Here is a 16,640-nt window from a genome sequence, read left to right as displayed (position 1 = left end):
GAAATGGGAGGAGGCGGAATGGACCTAGAAAACAGGTTCCGGAAGATCCTGGGCGCCGCCCATGTGCTAACCGGCGACGACATGGCGCCCTACTGCGAGGACTGGACCAAGAAGTATCGGTCGAACCCCGCCGCCGTCCTGCGCCCCGGCAGCACCGCCGAGGTCAGCGCAATCCTGAAACTCGCATATGAAACTGGCACCGCTATCGTTCCTGCGGCCGGGCGCACGGGCCTGAATGGCGGAGCCTACGCCGACGGGCAGTTCTTGCTGTCTGTTGAGCGGCTGAACGATATCCGCGAGATCCGGGCGGACGCGCTCACCGCCACCGTCGGCGCAGGAGTGGTGCTGACGCAGTTGCACGAAGCCGCCGAAGTGCAGGGCCTCGTCTTTCCGCTCACGTTCGGGGCGAAGGGGTCGGCGATGATCGGCGGCGTGCTGTCCACTAATGCCGGCGGTTCGAACGTGGTGCGCTACGGCTCAACCCGCGGGTTGTGCCTGGGATTGGAGGTCGTGCTGGCGGATGGTCGGGTGATGGATTTGATGAGCCAACTCCACAAGGACAACTCCGGCTACGACCTAAAGGACCTGTTCATTGGCGCCGAGGGAACTCTGGGCATCATCACTGCCGCCGTCGTGAAGCTTGCGCCGAAGCCGCGCGCCTATGCCACAGCCATGGTCGCGGCGCCGGACCTGTCGCAGGCGCTTGTCCTTCTGAACCGTCTGCAGGAAGCGACCGGTGGAGCCGTCGAAGCCTTTGAATACATGCCACGCCGTTACATTGAGGCGCACCTGAAAAAGTTCCCGTCGGCCCGTGAACCCTTCGACGCCCCACACGAGATCAACATAATGGTCGAAGTAGGTGCGACCGCCCCACGCGACGCGACGCCAGGGCCCGACGGTACCGTTCCGATTGCGGCCTACCTGGAGGAAGCCCTCTCGGGGATGCTCGAGGAAGGCGCTATTCTCGACGCCATAGTCGCCCGGAACGAGGCGCAGCGGCGCAGCATCTGGGAACGCCGCGAACAGGCCGCTGAAGTTACACTGGGCCGCCTGCCCATAGTGAACTGCGACGTGGCGCTGCCCGTCGACAAGGTCGGCATTTTCTTGGAGCGCGCCACGCAGACGCTCGGCGAACTCGATCCAATGTCCGAGAACCTGTGCGTCGCGCATCTCGGAGACGGCAACATCCATTTCAGCATCTATCCGTCGAGCAAGGACCCCGCGTTCCATGACTGCATTTCCGAGATGATCGAAGATCTGGTGCTGCAGTTCCGCGGCTCCTTCTCGGCAGAGCATGGCATAGGGTTGTCGAAGAAACCTTCGATGGCGCGGCGTAAGAACCCGGTGGCATTGGACGTGATGCGAGCCGTCAAGGCGGCGCTCGATCCGAAGGGGATCCTCAACCCTGGCAAAGTCTTGCCGGATTGACCGGACACCCTAGCTCGTGGTCTGCTGCGGGTTACCCCGTTCCAACCGGTGTGCGTGCCCGTAACCAAGGATTGCCGAGTCCCGATGTCCAGCCCTGACGAGATCGAAGAGCTGATTGCACGGGTGAAGTTGCGGGATCGCGAGGCCTTTGCCAGACTTTATTCCGTTACGTCCGCGAAACTTTTCGGCATCTGCCTTCGTGTTTTGAAGAACCGGGCAGAAGCTGAAGAGGCGTTGCAGGATGTCTATGTAAGGATATGGCGGAAGGCCGACGCCTACACGGCCGGAGGCTATTCGCCGATGACTTGGCTGATTACGATGGCGCGGAATATCGCCATCGACAAGCTGAGGTCCCGCAAGACCGCATCCGCCGATATCGATGACTTGCCTGAGATCGCCGCGCCGGGGCCGACGCCTGAGGGCGAGGCGCTCGCAGCGTCGGAACGACGGCAGATCGAGGCTTGCCTTGCCGAGTTGGAGACAGACAGGGCGGGGGCGGTGCGAAGTGCCTATCTGGACGGGGAGAGTTACAAAGAGCTGGCGCTTCGTTACAAAGTGCCGCTCAACACCATGCGAACATGGCTGCGCCGCAGCCTTCTGAGCCTGCGAGAGTGCCTGACACGATGACGACCGGACCGGAATTCAGCGAAGAGGATATCGCCATTGCGGGTGAGTATGTCCTCGGCCTGCTGCCGGATGCGGACCGACGGGCGTTTGAGTCGCGGCTGAGTGAAGAGCCGGCTTTGCGCCGCCTCGTAGTGGACTGGGACGAGGAATTCGTTGCACTGGCGGACAGCGTGGCAGCGGAGACGCCGCCCGACCGCGTGCGCAAGAAGGTTGAGGCGCGGCTGTTTGACGAGCCCAAGCGTGGCGGACGACCTTGGTTCTCGGTTCTTGTCGGCGCGGCTGTCGGGCTGATGCTTGCCATCATATTCGTTGCAGCCGTTCCGCTGGAGCCACCTTCGCCCCTGCCCCAGCCGACCCATCACGCCGAGATTGTGGCGGAGGATAACAGTCTGCACATCGACGCCGTGATGAATGGGGAAACCGGCGACCTGGAATTGACCCGGCTGGCCGGGACCGCGCCGGTCGGCCGCTCATTAGAGCTGTGGATCATTGCCGAGAGTCAGCCCAACCCGATTTCTTTGGGAGTGCTGGCCGAGGACGAGCCGACCACGCATCTGATCGTCGCATCGGGCCACCGATCCTTGCTGCCAGGCGGAACTCTGGCAATCACCGACGAGCCGCCGGGCGGCTCGCCGTCGGGCCTGCCGACTGGCACAGTGCTGGCCACGGGAGCGATTGCTCCCGTTCCGACACAGGGCTGACCGAGTTCACGCCCGCGTGACAACACGTGATCAAACGCTCTGAAACTTCGCACCACTTGAATCCGTGACTTCCTGCATCAGGGCCACTCACGGCCCGAAAGCACAGTTAGGGAGCTTCAAGATGAAACCGATCAAGACCCTTTTCGCCGCTACCGCCCTTACCGCGGTCTCCTCCATGGCCTTCTCGGCCAGCCATTCGATGGAAAACCCGCAGGTAGGCGGCGCCGACATGATGGCCGACATGACCATCGTCGAGAACGCTTCGAACTCTCCGATTCATACGACGCTGGTCGCCGCGGTTCAGGCCGCCGACCTTGTCGACACGCTGAGCGGTGAAGGCCCGTACACCGTCTTCGCGCCGACCGACGAAGCCTTTGCGGCGCTTCCCGAAGGCACCGTGGACTCGCTACTGATGCCCGAAAACAAGGATCAGTTGACCAAGATCCTGACCTGCCACGTTGTCGAAGCCAATGCGATGTCGGACGCCATTGCCGGAATGATCGCCGATGATGGTGGCACCCATCCGGTGTCGACCGTCGGCGGCTGCACACTGCAGGCAGAGATGGACGGCGACATGATCACCCTCACGGACGAGAACGGCACAACCGCAACCGTCACCACCGCCGACGTGCGCCAGTCGAACGGCGTTATCCACGTCATCGACGCCGTGCTTTTGCCGGCGATGTAAATGTTCGGGCCGGTCCTGTCGTTTCCCCACTGACAGGGCCGGAGTCTCTCCCGATGGGGCTGTCGCTTTGTTATGTTCCTGTTTCGGCAGCCCATCCCGCACCGCCTCTTCCCGTCCTGGCGGTGCGGGGCCTTTTTCTAGATACCTTCCGCCAGCATCCCGTCCAGCCGCTGGTAACTCATCTCCATACCGTCTGTCATGCCGGTCGACATCGCCGCCTCGCGATCTTCGGCGCTGTCATAGACGATTGTTACGGTCATCCGTGTCCCAGCACCTTCCGCTGCGAAACTCGTCGTCACCGCCGAGCCCTTGCCCATGTCACCGCCGACGTCACCTGGATCGAAGTACTCGGTATGAGAAATATTGCCCGGCGGATCCAGTTCGGTGACCTCGCCGTAGAAACCGAATTCCTGACCGTTCTCCTGGTTGCGCCAGCGCCAGCGGTATTTGCCTCCGACACGCAAATCCATCTCGCAGACCGACATTTCCCAGCCCGGCGGACCGAGCAGCCAGCGTCTCAGAAGACCCGGTTCTGTAAATGCTTTATAAACGAGGTCAGGTGGGGCGGCGAAAGCCCGTTTCACCCGGACTGTCCGCTCATCGGGCAGGTCCACTTCCGTTTCGTCACCGCGCATCACCGTCTCCATTCCGCTGCAACTCCTCCAGTACCGCGTCAAGCCTTTGGAAATTCATCTCCCAGACCTCGCGATATCTCCTAATCCACTCGCCTGCCGCGAGCATTGGCTCCAACCTCAGGCTCCGCGGCCGCCGCTGCCCGTCGACCCGGCTTTCAACAAGCCCGGCCTTCTCCAGTACATACAAGTGCTTAGAAACTGCCGGCTGGCTCAGCTCAAAAGGTTTTGCCAGTTCGTTTACCGTCGCCTCGCCCTCGGCGAGGCGCGCCAGGATTGCGCGCCGTGTCGGATCGGCAAGGGCTAGGAAAGTCGCGTCGAGAGTAGCGGTACCCATATAGTCTCCAATGGCTATATAACTAATCAGTAATATTGTATTGTGCTCGTTGTCAACTCCCTGCCGTCTCCCCTTTCCCCCGCTGGCTGGGTCCATTACTTTGCGCCCTGCGTCAAACCTGTAGGAGCATCCATGACCCAACGACTGCACCTCGTCTTCGGCGGCGAGCTCGTAGATCCCTCCAAAACCGTATTCAGCGACGTCGACGCCATCGACATTGTTGGAATCTTCCCGAATTACGCCGCTGCCTATGACGCATGGAAAGACGCAGCCCAACGGACCGTCGACAATGCGCACATGCGCTATTTCATTGCCCACCTGCACCGATTACGCGACGAGGAGCTGGAAGCCTCTTCGACCGAGGAACTCGATAGCTGACAGGACCCGGATGGCCAATTCGATCCCCCTGAAGCTTTACCTCGCCACCCGCGCCCGATCCGAGCGTGGTACGCGCCGGGCGCTGGCGCGAGGTGACACGCCCGAAGATGAGAAGGCGCAGGAGCACGAACGCCTAGGCCATGCCGGCATCGAGCGGCCGGACGGGCCGCTGATCTGGATCCATTCAGGGCAGGATCGTCACGCTCTGGCGGCACGCGAACTGGCGAACCGCTTGCGCGCCGAGCGGGAAGAACTGAATTTTCTGTTCACCACTTCCGCCCGGGCGCGGCGCGATTCCGAAGAACACCTGATTTCGCAGTTCGCGCCCGATGAGTACGTGCCCGCGATTCGAAGCTTTCTGACCCACTGGAAGCCCGACCTGTCGATCTGGACAGAACCCGATGTCCGGCCCGCATTGGCCGCTGGGGCAGCCGGGTTCGGCGTCCCGCTCTACCTGATCGACGCCCATACGGCTCCAACTGAAACGCAGGGCTGGCGCTTTTGGCCCGGTGTATCATCGACATTGCTCACCGATTTTCGACACGTGATCACAGGCGACCCGGTCAAGGCCGGGGCACTGCGCCGCCTGGGCGCCGGCCCGGCGAAGACCGAAATCGTAGGCTATCTCGAGGAAGGCACCGCCGCCCTACCCTGCAATACCGCCGAACGGGACGATATAGCGAAGGATATTGTCGGCCGGCCCGTCTGGCTGGCGGGCCACGCCGCAGATGCCGAAATAGAGCCGATATTGGACGCGCATCGGCAGGTGCTGCGCCGGACGCACAAGCTGCTGCTGATCCTCGTCCCCGACGATCCGGAAGCGGGCCCCGACCTTGCCAAGGCGATCCGTGATCACGGATTCACTGCATCTTTGCGTTCTTCCGGGGCTTTTCCAGTCTCGGACACGCAGATCTACATCGCGGATACCGAGGGCGAAATGGGACTTTGGTACCGGCTTGCTGCAGTATCTTATCTGGGCCGTTCGCTGGAAGCGTCGGGGGGAGTGAACCCGTTCGAGGCCGCCGCGCTCGGATCCGCGATCATCCACGGACCGAATGTCCGCAACTACCGCCGCGCCTATGGCCGGCTCGCCTCGGCCGGTGCCACGCGGATGGTACGGAACACCAACCAGCTTTCCGAGGCACTTGAGGCCCTGCTGTCGCCGGACATTGCCGCCCTTATGGCGCACGAGGCTTGGAAGCTCTGTACCTCCGGCGCCGAGGTGACTGACCGCGCGATGGATCTGGTCCTGACCGAGCTCGACGAGCGAGAGCCGGCCTGATGCGTCCACCCGCGTTCTGGCAGGCGCCACCGGACCGTCCCGGCTGGAAGGCGCGTGCGCTGGCACCCCTAGGCGCACTCTATGCGCGCGCAACGGCGCGCAGGGTGATGCAGCAAGGCTACCGCGCTGCAGTTCCAGTGATCTGCGTCGGCAACCTGAACATTGGCGGCACCGGCAAGACGCCCACAGTGATTGCCCTGTTGCAGGAGTTGCAGGCACGCGGCTATGAGGCGCACGTCGTGACACGTGGCTATGGGGGCAGCGAAGAAGGGCCCGTACGTGTGGAAGAGCGGGCGCACAGTGCGGAGCAGGTCGGTGATGAACCTCTGCTGCTGGCGGCATTCGGATCGGTCTGGGTTGCGAAGGATCGTGCCGCCGGGGCGAAGGCCGCCGAAGCGGCGGGGGCACAAGTCATTCTGATGGATGACGGGTTTCAGAACCCGCAGGTCGCCAAGGACCTGTCCATTGTTGTTGTCGATGCCCGAGCGGGGTTCGGCAATGGACGAGTGATCCCGGCGGGCCCCCTTCGTGAACCGGTCGATGCAGGACTTTCACGCGCCGACGCGGTGTTGTCGATCGGGGATGCCACGGCGCAAGAGAGATTTTCGGATTGCTGGGCCGAGGATATCCCCGTGCCGCATCTTACCGCCGTACTCGATCCGATACAGACAGGCATGGACTGGCAGGGACAGGACGTACTGGCCTTCGCCGGTATCGGCCATCCGGAAAAATTCTTTGCCACACTGCGCGGCCTTGGCGCCAGCCTGAAGCGCGCGGAGGCTTTAAGCGACCATCAGCTGCTGACCGAGTCGCTGATGATCAGGCTGGAGAACGAGGCGTACATGCTTGGTGCGCAACTGGTGACGACGGAGAAGGACGCGGTACGCTTGCCTGCCAGCTTCCGTCAGAAGGTGCTGACGCTACCTGTGCGTCTGCAGATCAACGAGCCCGACAAGATGAAGACTCTGCTTGACGGGGTAGTGCCGAGGTCAGCAGACTAGCCGCGCTTCAGCTCTGCGCGGATCTCGTCGCCATGTTCATCCAGTTTCGGTGAGGCCCGGTCCAGTTTCGGCTCTGCCTCCGAGAACCGGAACGGCGGCCTGACCGACGGCACGCCGTCCAGTTCCAACCTGAGGCCACGCGCAGCGACCTGAGGATCGGCAAAGACCTCACCCATGTCGTTGATCGGCCCTGCAGGCACGCCTTCTGCCTCGCAGCCGTCCAGCAGATCCGCTTTGCTTCGCTTGCGTGTCTCTGCTGAAAGTAGAGCGACCAGCCGATCGCGATTGGCAACCCGGTCAGCATTGGTAGCGTAAGTTGGGTCGTCCTTTAGTTCCGGCAGACCCAGCAGATCGCAGAGACGCCGGAATTGCGGGTCGTTCCCGGTTGCGATGATGATGTATCCGTCAGCACAGTCGAATACCTGGTACGGCACAAGGTTCGGGTGCGTATTCCCCAGCCGTACCGGCGCGGTTCCGGTGGTCAGGTAGTTCATCGCCTGGTTCGCTGTCACTGCGGTTGCCACGTCCAGCAGCGCCATGTCGATATGCTGGCCCTTGCCGGACGTGTGCCGCTGGTTGACCGCCGCCAGAATTGCCACCGCAGCGTACATCCCGGTGAATACGTCAGTGATCGCCACGCCGGTTTTTTGTGGTTGGCCGTCCGGCTCTCCGGTGATCGACATTAGCCCGGACATACCTTGGATGATGTAGTCGTAGCCTGCCCGATGCGCGTAAGGCCCATCCTGGCCGAAGCCGGTGATCGAGCAATAGATCAGCCCCGGATTGACGGCGCGCAGACTTTCGTAATCGAGACCATATTTGTCCAGCCCCCCGACCTTGAAATTCTCGATCAGGATGTCCGCCGTAACGACAAGCTGGCGCACCGTTTCCTGCCCCACCTCAGTGCGGAAATCGACCGCGATCGACCGCTTGCCGCGGTTGCAGCCGTGGAAATACGCGGCGGAACTGTCGCCCTCGCGCTCCACAAAAGGAGGTCCCCATTGGCGAGTATCGTCGCCGGCGGGGCTTTCCACCTTGATCACGTCAGCGCCCAGGTCCGAGAGGCACTGGCCGGCCCAGGGGCCGGCCAGGATGCGTGCCAGTTCAACAACGCGGAGGCCGGCAAGAGGTGCTGTCATTCCTCGCCAAGCTGCGCATCGACCAGCTCGCTGAATTCGTCATAGCTCCGTGCGCCGGTGATCTTCTCGCCTCCGACAAAAAAGGTCGGTGTCGAGGTGACGTCGTCGGCCTTCGAGTTCTGTTCGAACACGGCGACCAGCGCCTTGGCCATTTCGGCATCCTGCATGCAGGTATCGACCTGATCGGCCGACAGCCCGGCCGACTTGCCGATCGTGGCAAGGTTTTGCGCAATCGCCGCTGGGGAATCACCTTCCAACCAATCCTGCTGCTTCTCGAAGATCAGGTCCATAATCGCGAAATAGCGTTTTCTAGACGCCTCTATAACGGCGGAATCGGCATCCTCTTCGGTCGGCATGCCACAGCGGGCTACCATTCCTGCCCAAAGACCAAAGCGGTCGAAGTACACCTCGCGATAGACGAACCGTACCTTGCCCGTGTCGACGTAGTTTTCCTTGAACTCGCGGAAGGTTCCCAGATGGAAGTTCCGGCAATGCGGGCAGGTGGCCGAAGCATATTCCACGATGGTCAGCGGCGCATCCTCGGTACCCAGCACCATTTCCTTGACGATGGAGGTATCGACCTCGGCATCGGCTTCCTGTGCTTCGGCAGCACCAAAAGCAGTCAACTCGCTACTGTTCGACACTGGCCAGAAAAAGGCGGCACCAGCAGCGATCACCGCGGCGGCGGCGAAGGGAAGAAGTTTGTTCATCAATCAGCCTCAGCTTTGTCGGTGTCGGGATAGGACGTTTTCACCCAGCGCTTCAAGGGCCTGTCTGAGGCCCTCGTCGGCAACTGGTCTTGCCGCTTCCTGCGCCTCGCGCGCGATCTCGGGATCAGACACGTGCTCTGCCTTCGGCGCGGGTGCAAACTGCGCCTGCCCTTCGGCAAAACCGGTGGGAGCGGTCTGAGTGATCCTTATGCGGGAGATCGCGGAATAACCGTAGCAGGCATTCACTCGCTCTCGCATCCGCTCCTTCTGCATCTCTAGCATTGGGGCATTCGCGCCGGTGGTCAGTACGGTCAGCGTGGCTCCGAACCCGCCACGGGCATAGCTCACGTTAACAGGGAGCGCGATGGCAGCGGTGTCTTCTCCCACGATTTCACCCCAATGGGTCAGTACACGAGATATGGCAAAGCCGCGCTTTTCGCCTGCTTCGCGAATACGGGTCGAGAGCAGGCCGGAGGCACGCTCAAACCCGCGCAACCGGCGCGGCGCTTTCTGGGTCGGGCCTGTCATCTCTGGCACTCTCGTGTCATGGCGCTATCCTAACGGTCGCGCCATGCCCGGCGCCAGCGCAAAGCCGTTAAAGGAGCCATAAACATTGCGTGACGAGGCGCTGAGCCGGACACTTCTGGACTGGTATGACAGACATGCGAGAGAGATGCCATGGCGCGTCGGCCCAAGCGCACGCCGTGCCGGTGTCCGCCCTGACCCTTACGCGGTATGGATGTCAGAGGTGATGCTGCAGCAGACCACGGTCGCCGCTGTCCGCGACTATTTCCACCGCTTTATGACCCGATGGCCCACTGTGCAGGACCTCGCCGCAGCCGACGATGGTGACGTGATGGGTGAATGGGCAGGGCTGGGCTACTACGCACGCGCACGCAACCTGCTGAAATGCGCCCGCGTGGTGGCGCAGGATTATGGCGGCCGGTTCCCGGAGACGCGTGACGGTCTGCTGACGCTGCCCGGCATCGGCCCCTACACGGCGGGCGCTATAGCCGCCATCGCATTCGACGAACAGGTGCCTGTGGTCGACGGCAACGTCGAACGGGTGATGTCGCGCCTGTTCCTTGTCGAGACGCCGCTGCCAGCGGCAAAGCCGGAACTCACCGAGCTTACCGCGCGGCTAACGCCGTTCGAGCGACCCGGCGATTACGCGCAGGCGGTCATGGACCTTGGCGCGACAATCTGCACCCCGACCTCGCCTGCCTGCGGCATCTGTCCCTGGATGTCCGGCTGCGAGGCGCGGTTGGCGGGGGTTCAGGCGCACCTGCCGCGCAAGGCACCGAAGAAGGCGAAGCCGACGCGGCTTGGCATTGCCTATCTCGCCCGGCGCAGCGATGGCGCGTGGCTATTGGAACGGCGGCCCGACAAGGGTCTGCTCGGCGGCATGCTCGGCTGGCCCGGTTCCGACTGGGGCGATGCGCCGGTGGAGGCGCCACCGCTTGTGGCGGATTGGCGGGATCCGGGAGCGGAGGTGCGGCACACCTTCACCCATTTCCACCTGCGGCTTGCCCTGCGGGTGGCCAGCGCACCAGCGATTGCCATTCCGATGCGCGGGGAATTCATGACGCGCGACCGCTTCCGCCCGTCCGACCTGCCAACTGTTATGCGCAAGGCCTATGATCTTGCTGCGGCGTCGTTTCTGACGAATTGATCCGCTGCGCCACCCGGCCCTATACTCTGCCAAAACCATCTGAGGCGCAGACGGCATGGCACAGGCACCCAATATAGGAGGCATCCGTAACGCACTGCCGTTCTGGCTGTCGCTTGCACTGTTGCCGCTGTTGGCGATCTCTGCGACCTACGGCGGCTGGACACTGCTCCTGCCTCCGCTTGGCACCTGGTGGCTCTATTCCCTGCTCGATGCGCTTCTCGGACTGAACGAGGAGAACCTGAATACCAACACAGATGACGATCAGCTGTTCTGGTACCGCCTGATCACGCTGATCTGGTTTCCGCTGCAGTTCGCCGCGATTTACCTGACCATCTGGTACGCCACCCATACCGGTCACCTGGCGGCGTGGGAAAAGCTGTTGCTGTTCTTCAATGTCGGTATCCTGTCAGGTACGGTCGGCATCGTCTATGCGCACGAACTGATGCACCAGAAGAACCGGCTGGAGCGCCAGCTCGCGGACCTGCTGCTTGCGACCGTGCTTTACAGCCATTTCCGGACCGAGCATCTGCTAGTCCACCACACCCATGTCGGCACACCCCGCGACGCGGTGACCGCGCGATACAATGAAGGTTTCCACCGTTACTTCTTCCGCGTTCTATTCGAATGCCCCGGCTCAGCCTGGGAGGCGGAGAAGGCCCTGCTGGCTCGCAGGGACCGGCCGGTCTGGCACAGGAGCAACCCATTCTGGCGCTATGCGATCCTGCAGGCTGCTGCACTCTTGTTGGCGTTTCTCATCGGCGGGCTCGAGGGGCTGGCGCTTTTCGTTTTCCAAGCCTTCATCGCCGTCTGGCAGCTGGAGCTGACCAACTATATCGAGCACTACGGGCTGACCCGGAAACATCTGGGAGCCGGAAAGTACGAGCGCGTCCAGCCCCGGCATTCGTGGAATGCCGCGCACAAGGCATCGAACTGGCTGCTGATCAACCTGCAGCGCCATTCGGACCACCACACAAAACCCAGCCGCCGTTTTCCGCTGCTACAGACCTATGCAGAGGACGAAGCGCCGCAATTGCCCTTCGGCTATCCGCTGATGACGCTGGCCGCTTTGGTCCCGCCCCTTTGGCGTCGTGTGATGAACCCGCGCGTGCGGGCATGGCGACGGCAGCACTACCCGGAGATCGAAGACTGGTCGGCATATAAGGAGGGCCGCACGCCGCTGCCGGAGTAACCACGGTTACTGCAGTACCCCGCGGCACAGCACGATATTGTCCTGCTTGAGGCTGGGCCCCCAGATCAATTCCGCCGACCTGTCCCACGATATCATGTCGTAGCCGTCTTTCGGCCCGACTTCCCGCGCACTATAGACGCGGGTGTCCTGCCAGCTGGCGTCGTTAAATCCGGGCGCCGCCCAATTGGCTGGCGAAACCTCTGCTTCCGCCATGCAGGCACCTACACCGGCGACCGGATTGCGCTCATTCGCGCAGCTGGGGTTTGCCGGCGCGTGCTGAACAACCTTGCAGCGCCATCCTGCGGCGCTGGCGCCAAGCAAATGTCCTGTCTGATCACGGAACTGGAAGATCGCTCCGCCATCGCCCATCTGCTGCTTGCGCGTGCCGATGTATTCCAGACCGGAATTATTCTCCATGTAATCCCGCAATTCGAAGGCGATCGTCACCGGAAGATCGGTGCTGAACGTGATCCGTTCGGCGTTGAACGAACGCTCGGTCTGATACGGAATGCTATCCTCCATCAATTTCGCGCCATCGATGTAAATCGCGAACCAGTTGTCCACCCAGACCTCTGCAGTGATCTGAACCGCGCCGGTTCCCGGGAATCTCGTTTCGTTCAGATCCCGGCGGCCCTGAGCTCCGGCGCCGAATGCGGCCCAGACGAGGCAGAGGCATGACACCGCCCGTATCGTCATGTTCATGCGTACTCTCCTGTCCGACGCTTTTGCGTCTGTCCTGAATATTGGCTTACACTTGGTCAGCCAATGTAACGTCGCCGCGAAAAAAGCCCCGCCGAGTTAGATCGGCGGGGCCAGTTCGTGCCGTGGACGGGCCACAGGCACCGGCGGTAGTTCGGAGTTCTCAGCGCATCTCTGACCGGATCTGTTGGCGCAGCACGTCGATCGGAATGCGTTTCCCCTCGCGGCGGAAGGTCCAGTAAGTCCAGCCGTTGCAGGATGGCGCCCCTTCCAGCGCCGCACCGACCTGGTGGATCGAGCCGGTCACATCAGCGGAAACCAGCGTTCCGTCAGCTCGGACCTTGGCGGTCTTGCCGTTCTGCGATTCCAGTATTTCGCCCGGCCGCAGCATCCCGCGTTCGACCAACTGACCGAAGGGTACGCGCGGCTCCGCGCGCTTGCTGGAAGACACTTCCAGCGCCGACTTGTCGTAGCGGCGCACCTTGTCCAGCCGTTTCAACGCCACCTTGCGGTAGGCTTCCTCGCGCTCGATCCCGATGAAATCCCGGCCCAGCATCTTGGCGACAGCGCCGGTGGTTCCGGTTCCGAAGAACGGATCCAGTACGACATCGCCCGGCTTCGTCGTTGCGACCAGCACCCGGTGCAGCAGCGCCTCAGGTTTCTGCGTCGGATGCGCCTTATCGCCGTTGTCGTCTTTCAATCTCTCATGCCCCGTGCACAGCGGGATCACCCAGTCCGACCGCATCTGCACGCCGTCGTTCAACGCCTTCAGCGCCTCGTAGTTAAAGGTATATTTCGCCCCTTCTTCCCGCGACGCCCAGATCAGCGTTTCATGCGCGTTGGTTAGCCGCATGCCACGGAAGTTCGGCATCGGGTTCGACTTGCGCCAGACCACATCATTCAGGATCCAGAAGCCCTGGTTCTGCAGTTCCGCGCCCAGCCGGAAGACATTGTGATATGATCCGATTACCCAGATCGCGCCGTTCGGCCTCAGAAGGCGCTTCGCTGCCGCCAGCCAGTCGCGGGTGAACTGGTCATATGTCGCGAAGCTTGCGAACTGGTCCCATGCGTCGTCCACTGCGTCGACGCGCGAATTGTCCGGGCGATGCAGATCCGACTTAAGCTGAAGGTTATAGGGCGGGTCGGCGAAGATCAGATCGACTGAGCCCGCGGGCAAGGACCGCATCACCTCGATGCAGTCACCCGCAATGATCTCGTTGAGCGGCAGATCCGCCCCATTCGCCGTCTTCGCCATCGCTGCCCTTGTCCCCGCGCCCTGTCCCGAGCGCCGCTTGTTCGTTGGCAGAAAGATGAGTCAAAGGCGATTCGCGGTCAAATTCTTTTTTGAATCAGTCGGTTACAGAAATATCTTGATACAAGATATTGTGTACAGGCGCGAAGCTTTTTCTATGGTGTGGGGTTATCCCCAGATCTCGGAGCGCCGCGAGATGCGCCTTGGTCCCGTAGCCTGCGTTGGTTTCCCAGCCGTATCCGGGGTATTGTTGCGCCAAGTCCACCATGAGTTTGTCGCGGCACGTTTTGGCCACGATCGAAGCCGCCGAAATCGACAGCGATTTACAGTCGCCCTTGATGATCGCCTCGGCGGAACAGGTCAGTTCGGCGGGGATGAAGTTGCCGTCGACCAACGCATGCTCGGGCACGCGGGACAGGCCCGATGCCGCCCGGCACATCGCCAGATGGGCGGCGTGGAAGATATTGAGTTCATCGATTTCCTCGACGCTTGCGTGGGCAATGCAGACCTCGGCCGAAACATGAATCTCGTCAGTCAGCCGTTCGCGCGTCTTCGCCGATAGCTGCTTCGAGTCGCTCAGTCCGGTGGGAAGCGCATCGGGATCCAGTCTGACCGCCGCGGCGGTTACTGGACCAGCCAGCGGCCCGCGGCCGACCTCATCGATTCCGATGATCCAGAGCGCGCCGCGGGCGAAAGCGGCTTCTTCATACAGAAAATCGGGAACGGCTCGGGGCATGGGCGGCAGACAAACGCATGACACCGGTCGAGACAAGCCAAAAGGAAAGGGCGGACACCCCCGCAATGGCGCCCGCCCTCCCGTGATGGCCCGGGGCTGCCCGGGCCACTGCTCGTAATGAGAAATCAGTAGCGGTAGCGGTTCAGGCAGTGCTGATCGACCCACAGCTTGTTGCCGTGACCGCGCAGGCACTGCTGCGGAACGACCAAAGCGTTGCGGCCACGGTTGGGCGCGGGCCGGTACGTGTAGTGGGGCTTGTTCCGATTCACCACCAACCCCTTGTTCCGGTTGTTGTGGTTCTTGTTGTTGTTTGCGATTGCGCTGCCGATGACGATGACGGCGCCGGTGCCAAGAAGCAGGCGGCCAAGCTCGCCACTGTCGAGGGCGCGGGCCGGGGCGGCGGCGAAAGCACTCATGGCCACGGCGGCGGCGACTACGGTCGCAATAAGGCGTTTGGTCATTGGGACAGTCCTTTTTCTGTATATTGTCGGACGCCGGCTTCACGGCCGGGCACCCTTACAACGCGCAATTCGCTGCATCCGCTGAAGTTAAGCAATATCTCCCCCGCGCTATCCGATAACGGTCCGGGCCAGGCAGGTTGATATCCGATAACACGCCCCGGAAACCCCTGCGGATATTGAATAACGCCGGCCCCCAGTCCAATGTCCGGCATATGAAACACGCAGTCACCATACTTGCCCTCGCCATGGGCCTGTTCGCGACAAACGCCTCCGCGGCTTGTCTCGTCGAGTACAAGGCGAGGAAGGGCACCGAATATGTGCAGAAGCGGATGTCGGTACCCGACAACGCCTGCTCTGTGGGCGCCGCGACGCCGATCGTGCAAAGCACGCTGGCCGATCAAGGGATGCAACTCTTGGCTATAGTCAAGGTCACACCCGGCGGTTAGTATTTCCGGCTATGAGCCTGATTGAAAATGGGCATGACGTTGCATCCACCCGGCGCTCCAGCAGTCGGGTGGTTGCGTTTGGCGTCACCGCCATCGTCGCGATCCTCGCGATCACATCCGTACTTCTGTTCCTGAACCTGCCGACGGCGACGGCCTTCGTTGACCGCGTCGACCAGCTGTTCCTGGAATTGCAGACCTCGCCCGACTCGCAAGTGGAAACCGGGCTTTTGACCGCGCTGCTTGAATCGGGACGCACATTTTCCGAGGTTCTCGCCAGCTACCGGATGATCATCTTCGTGCTGCTGATTTTTGCCACTGCGCTGATGATCGCCTCGCTGGTGTTTCTGCTGACCATCATTGCGTTGAACAAGCGGATCGGCGAGATCGAACGCTCCGGACTTCAGGTCTCGTCGCTGATCATCAGCCGGGAGGAACGAAAGGTTTACCTGAACAACAACCTTGAATTCTCGCTGACCGGCGCGGCGATAGAGACACTGGCGGTGCTGGCAGAGGCACGGATGGACGAGGACGTGCTGTCCGGAGCAGAGATAGAGGCGATGATCTCGGGCAAGAACGCGGCCGATTGCGACGAGGCCTCGGGAGCGACCAGAATCAAGCGGCTTCGGGATTCGCTGGGCAATCAGATGGTCAGCGAGCTATTGGTGAAGAACATCGCACGGAAGGGTTATATGCTGTCGATCGACAAAGATGTAATCCGGATGATCTGACCGGCGTGGGATCTCGTGACTCTTCGTACCCTGATTTTCCGTTATTCTGCCTTCGCGGTGATCTCCATTATCGTCAATCTCGGGTCCCAGCGAGCGGTGTTGGCCGTTTTGCCCGACGGGTGGAGGCTGGTTCCCGGTATCACGCCTGACGATCAGGCGGTGCTGCTGGCCATCGCCGTCGGAACCGGCGCCGGGCTAGTAACGAAATACCTGTTGGACAAGCGCTGGATCTTCTTCGACACGTCGAAAGGCGCTCGCGCGCACAGCGAGCGCTTTACGCGCTATACCATGACTGGACTTGTCACCACGGCGATCTTCTGGGGAATGGAGTACACCTTCTATCAGGTGTGGAGCACCGATGCGATGCGAGAACTTGGCGCCGTGATCGGGCTAACCATCGGCTATGTCGTCAAGTTCCAGCTGGACAAGCGGTTCGTCTTTTTTGAGCGCACAGCCTGATCAGATGTGCCTGTGGGTGCGGCAGAAATCGCGCGGGGCAGGATAACAACTTCTTGGGTCAGCCATTCCCGACTT

The 16,640-nt window shown here is 61.8% G+C and carries 21 protein-coding genes; 12 read left to right on the top strand and 9 right to left on the bottom strand.

Annotated elements, in window-relative coordinates:
* The first annotated feature begins 18 nt into the window (after positions 1–18).
* From HCO70_RS23550 to HCO70_RS23535, 4 genes are all read left to right on the top strand, one after another.
* The gene (locus HCO70_RS23550; RefSeq protein ID WP_172300359.1) at positions 19–1,428 is read left to right on the top strand and encodes an FAD-binding oxidoreductase; all 1,410 of its coding nucleotides are present in this window, start codon (positions 19–21) and stop codon (positions 1,426–1,428) included.
* Positions 1,429–1,512: 84 nt separating this feature from the next.
* Complete coding sequence (locus HCO70_RS23545; RefSeq protein ID WP_172300358.1) at positions 1,513–2,055, top strand: sigma-70 family RNA polymerase sigma factor; 543 nt, start codon at positions 1,513–1,515, stop codon at positions 2,053–2,055.
* Positions 2,040–2,756: an anti-sigma factor domain-containing protein gene (locus HCO70_RS23540; protein ID WP_172300357.1), complete on the top strand. Its 717-nt coding sequence runs from the start codon at positions 2,040–2,042 to the stop codon at positions 2,754–2,756. The genes HCO70_RS23545 and HCO70_RS23540 overlap by 16 nt, the downstream gene beginning before the upstream one ends.
* Positions 2,757–2,877: 121 nt before the next feature.
* Positions 2,878–3,444, top strand: a complete 567-nt coding sequence (locus HCO70_RS23535) for a fasciclin domain-containing protein (RefSeq protein WP_172300356.1) — start codon at positions 2,878–2,880, stop codon at positions 3,442–3,444.
* Between the two features lie 137 nt (positions 3,445–3,581).
* Here the strand turns inward: HCO70_RS23535 and HCO70_RS23530 are convergent, their stop codons facing one another.
* Together HCO70_RS23530 and HCO70_RS23525 are read right to left on the bottom strand one after the other, a co-directional pair.
* Positions 3,582–4,079, bottom strand: coding sequence for an SRPBCC family protein (locus HCO70_RS23530; protein WP_172300355.1), 498 nt, complete (start codon positions 4,077–4,079; stop codon positions 3,582–3,584).
* Entirely contained in the window at positions 4,069–4,509 is a 441-nt protein-coding gene (locus HCO70_RS23525; RefSeq protein ID WP_253913460.1) for a helix-turn-helix transcriptional regulator, read from the bottom strand. Before HCO70_RS23525 ends, HCO70_RS23530 begins: the two co-directional genes overlap by 11 nt.
* 36 nt (positions 4,510–4,545) lie before the next feature.
* On the opposite strand from HCO70_RS23525, the gene HCO70_RS23520 reads away from it, so the two are divergent.
* Genes HCO70_RS23520 through lpxK form a run of 3 tightly spaced genes read left to right on the top strand, consistent with a single transcriptional unit; the run spans position 4,546 to position 7,074 of the window.
* A complete protein-coding gene (locus HCO70_RS23520) occupies positions 4,546–4,791 on the top strand; it encodes a DUF4170 domain-containing protein (protein ID WP_172300354.1) in 246 nt (81 codons plus the stop codon).
* A gap of 10 nt (positions 4,792–4,801) precedes the next feature.
* The gene (locus HCO70_RS23515; protein ID WP_172300353.1) at positions 4,802–6,073 is read left to right on the top strand and encodes a 3-deoxy-D-manno-octulosonic acid transferase; all 1,272 of its coding nucleotides are present in this window, start codon (positions 4,802–4,804) and stop codon (positions 6,071–6,073) included.
* Entirely contained in the window at positions 6,073–7,074 is a 1,002-nt protein-coding gene (gene lpxK, locus HCO70_RS23510) for a tetraacyldisaccharide 4'-kinase (RefSeq protein ID WP_172300352.1), read from the top strand. The genes HCO70_RS23515 and lpxK overlap by 1 nt, the downstream gene beginning before the upstream one ends.
* Here the strand turns inward: lpxK and HCO70_RS23505 are convergent.
* The 3 genes from HCO70_RS23505 to HCO70_RS23495 are packed head-to-tail and all read right to left on the bottom strand — an operon-like array spanning position 7,071 to position 9,451.
* Entirely contained in the window at positions 7,071–8,213 is a 1,143-nt protein-coding gene (locus HCO70_RS23505) for a CaiB/BaiF CoA-transferase family protein (RefSeq protein ID WP_172300351.1), read from the bottom strand. The two genes, lpxK and HCO70_RS23505, sit on opposite strands and share 4 nt — an antisense overlap.
* The gene (locus HCO70_RS23500; protein WP_172300350.1) at positions 8,210–8,923 is read right to left on the bottom strand and encodes a DsbA family protein; all 714 of its coding nucleotides are present in this window, start codon (positions 8,921–8,923) and stop codon (positions 8,210–8,212) included. The genes HCO70_RS23505 and HCO70_RS23500 overlap by 4 nt, the downstream gene beginning before the upstream one ends.
* A gap of 9 nt (positions 8,924–8,932) precedes the next feature.
* On the bottom strand, positions 8,933–9,451 hold the full coding sequence (locus tag HCO70_RS23495; RefSeq protein WP_172300349.1) for a DUF721 domain-containing protein: 519 nt from the start codon (positions 9,449–9,451) through the stop codon (positions 8,933–8,935).
* A gap of 85 nt (positions 9,452–9,536) precedes the next feature.
* On the opposite strand from HCO70_RS23495, the gene mutY reads away from it, so the two are divergent.
* Both mutY and HCO70_RS23485 read left to right on the top strand, forming a co-directional pair.
* Entirely contained in the window at positions 9,537–10,595 is a 1,059-nt protein-coding gene (mutY, locus tag HCO70_RS23490) for an A/G-specific adenine glycosylase (RefSeq protein ID WP_172300348.1), read from the top strand.
* Positions 10,596–10,650: 55 nt separating this feature from the next.
* Positions 10,651–11,784 (top strand): alkane 1-monooxygenase, encoded by a 1,134-nt coding sequence (locus HCO70_RS23485; protein WP_172300347.1) that lies wholly within the window; start codon positions 10,651–10,653, stop codon positions 11,782–11,784.
* A gap of 6 nt (positions 11,785–11,790) precedes the next feature.
* Here HCO70_RS23485 and HCO70_RS23480 read toward each other — a convergent pair whose 3' ends face one another.
* The 4 genes from HCO70_RS23480 to HCO70_RS23465 all read right to left on the bottom strand — a co-directional run bounded on the left by HCO70_RS23480 (position 11,791) and on the right by HCO70_RS23465 (position 14,932).
* A complete protein-coding gene (locus HCO70_RS23480; protein WP_172300346.1) occupies positions 11,791–12,348 on the bottom strand; it encodes a PEBP family protein in 558 nt (185 codons plus the stop codon).
* A gap of 298 nt (positions 12,349–12,646) precedes the next feature.
* A complete protein-coding gene (locus HCO70_RS23475; RefSeq protein ID WP_172300345.1) occupies positions 12,647–13,738 on the bottom strand; it encodes a site-specific DNA-methyltransferase in 1,092 nt (363 codons plus the stop codon).
* Between the two features lie 94 nt (positions 13,739–13,832).
* Positions 13,833–14,471: a ribonuclease HII gene (locus tag HCO70_RS23470; protein ID WP_172300474.1), complete on the bottom strand. Its 639-nt coding sequence runs from the start codon at positions 14,469–14,471 to the stop codon at positions 13,833–13,835.
* A 125-nt stretch (positions 14,472–14,596) separates the two neighbouring features.
* Positions 14,597–14,932, bottom strand: coding sequence for a hypothetical protein (locus tag HCO70_RS23465; protein ID WP_172300344.1), 336 nt, complete (start codon positions 14,930–14,932; stop codon positions 14,597–14,599).
* 212 nt (positions 14,933–15,144) lie between these two features.
* On the opposite strand from HCO70_RS23465, the gene HCO70_RS23460 reads away from it, so the two are divergent.
* Genes HCO70_RS23460 through HCO70_RS23450 form a run of 3 tightly spaced genes read left to right on the top strand, consistent with a single transcriptional unit; the run spans position 15,145 to position 16,565 of the window.
* On the top strand, positions 15,145–15,378 hold the full coding sequence (locus HCO70_RS23460; protein WP_172300343.1) for a hypothetical protein: 234 nt from the start codon (positions 15,145–15,147) through the stop codon (positions 15,376–15,378).
* Between the two features lie 11 nt (positions 15,379–15,389).
* Entirely contained in the window at positions 15,390–16,106 is a 717-nt protein-coding gene (locus tag HCO70_RS23455) for a hypothetical protein (protein WP_172300342.1), read from the top strand.
* Positions 16,107–16,121: 15 nt separating this feature from the next.
* Positions 16,122–16,565, top strand: a complete 444-nt coding sequence (locus HCO70_RS23450) for a GtrA family protein (protein WP_172300341.1) — start codon at positions 16,122–16,124, stop codon at positions 16,563–16,565.
* The last annotated feature ends 75 nt before the right edge of the window (positions 16,566–16,640 follow it).

This window comes from Pseudoruegeria sp. HB172150, assembly GCF_013184805.1.
In the GTDB taxonomy this organism is placed as follows: Bacteria; Pseudomonadota; Alphaproteobacteria; order Rhodobacterales; family Rhodobacteraceae; genus Psychromarinibacter.
The sequence above is the reverse complement of the archived record's forward strand: the minus strand, read 5'-3'. Positions and strand labels throughout refer to the sequence as shown.

Coding starts and splice junctions, on each gene's coding strand:
- HCO70_RS23495 (WP_172300349.1), bottom strand. CDS start 9,451: ATGACAGGCCCGACCCAGAAAGCGCCGCGCCGGTTGCGCGGGTTTGAG.
- lpxK (WP_172300352.1), top strand. CDS start 6,073: ATGCGTCCACCCGCGTTCTGGCAGGCGCCACCGGACCGTCCCGGCTGG.
- HCO70_RS23520 (WP_172300354.1), top strand. CDS start 4,546: ATGACCCAACGACTGCACCTCGTCTTCGGCGGCGAGCTCGTAGATCCC.
- HCO70_RS23460 (WP_172300343.1), top strand. CDS start 15,145: ATGAAACACGCAGTCACCATACTTGCCCTCGCCATGGGCCTGTTCGCG.
- HCO70_RS23515 (WP_172300353.1), top strand. CDS start 4,802: ATGGCCAATTCGATCCCCCTGAAGCTTTACCTCGCCACCCGCGCCCGA.
- HCO70_RS23470 (WP_172300474.1), bottom strand. CDS start 14,471: ATGCCCCGAGCCGTTCCCGATTTTCTGTATGAAGAAGCCGCTTTCGCC.
- HCO70_RS23465 (WP_172300344.1), bottom strand. CDS start 14,932: ATGACCAAACGCCTTATTGCGACCGTAGTCGCCGCCGCCGTGGCCATG.
- HCO70_RS23455 (WP_172300342.1), top strand. CDS start 15,390: ATGAGCCTGATTGAAAATGGGCATGACGTTGCATCCACCCGGCGCTCC.
- HCO70_RS23500 (WP_172300350.1), bottom strand. CDS start 8,923: ATGAACAAACTTCTTCCCTTCGCCGCCGCCGCGGTGATCGCTGCTGGT.
- HCO70_RS23530 (WP_172300355.1), bottom strand. CDS start 4,079: ATGCGCGGTGACGAAACGGAAGTGGACCTGCCCGATGAGCGGACAGTC.
- HCO70_RS23525 (WP_253913460.1), bottom strand. CDS start 4,509: ATGGACCCAGCCAGCGGGGGAAAGGGGAGACGGCAGGGAGTTGACAAC.
- HCO70_RS23505 (WP_172300351.1), bottom strand. CDS start 8,213: ATGACAGCACCTCTTGCCGGCCTCCGCGTTGTTGAACTGGCACGCATC.
- HCO70_RS23545 (WP_172300358.1), top strand. CDS start 1,513: ATGTCCAGCCCTGACGAGATCGAAGAGCTGATTGCACGGGTGAAGTTG.
- HCO70_RS23535 (WP_172300356.1), top strand. CDS start 2,878: ATGAAACCGATCAAGACCCTTTTCGCCGCTACCGCCCTTACCGCGGTC.
- HCO70_RS23550 (WP_172300359.1), top strand. CDS start 19: ATGGACCTAGAAAACAGGTTCCGGAAGATCCTGGGCGCCGCCCATGTG.
- HCO70_RS23485 (WP_172300347.1), top strand. CDS start 10,651: ATGGCACAGGCACCCAATATAGGAGGCATCCGTAACGCACTGCCGTTC.
- HCO70_RS23475 (WP_172300345.1), bottom strand. CDS start 13,738: ATGGCGAAGACGGCGAATGGGGCGGATCTGCCGCTCAACGAGATCATT.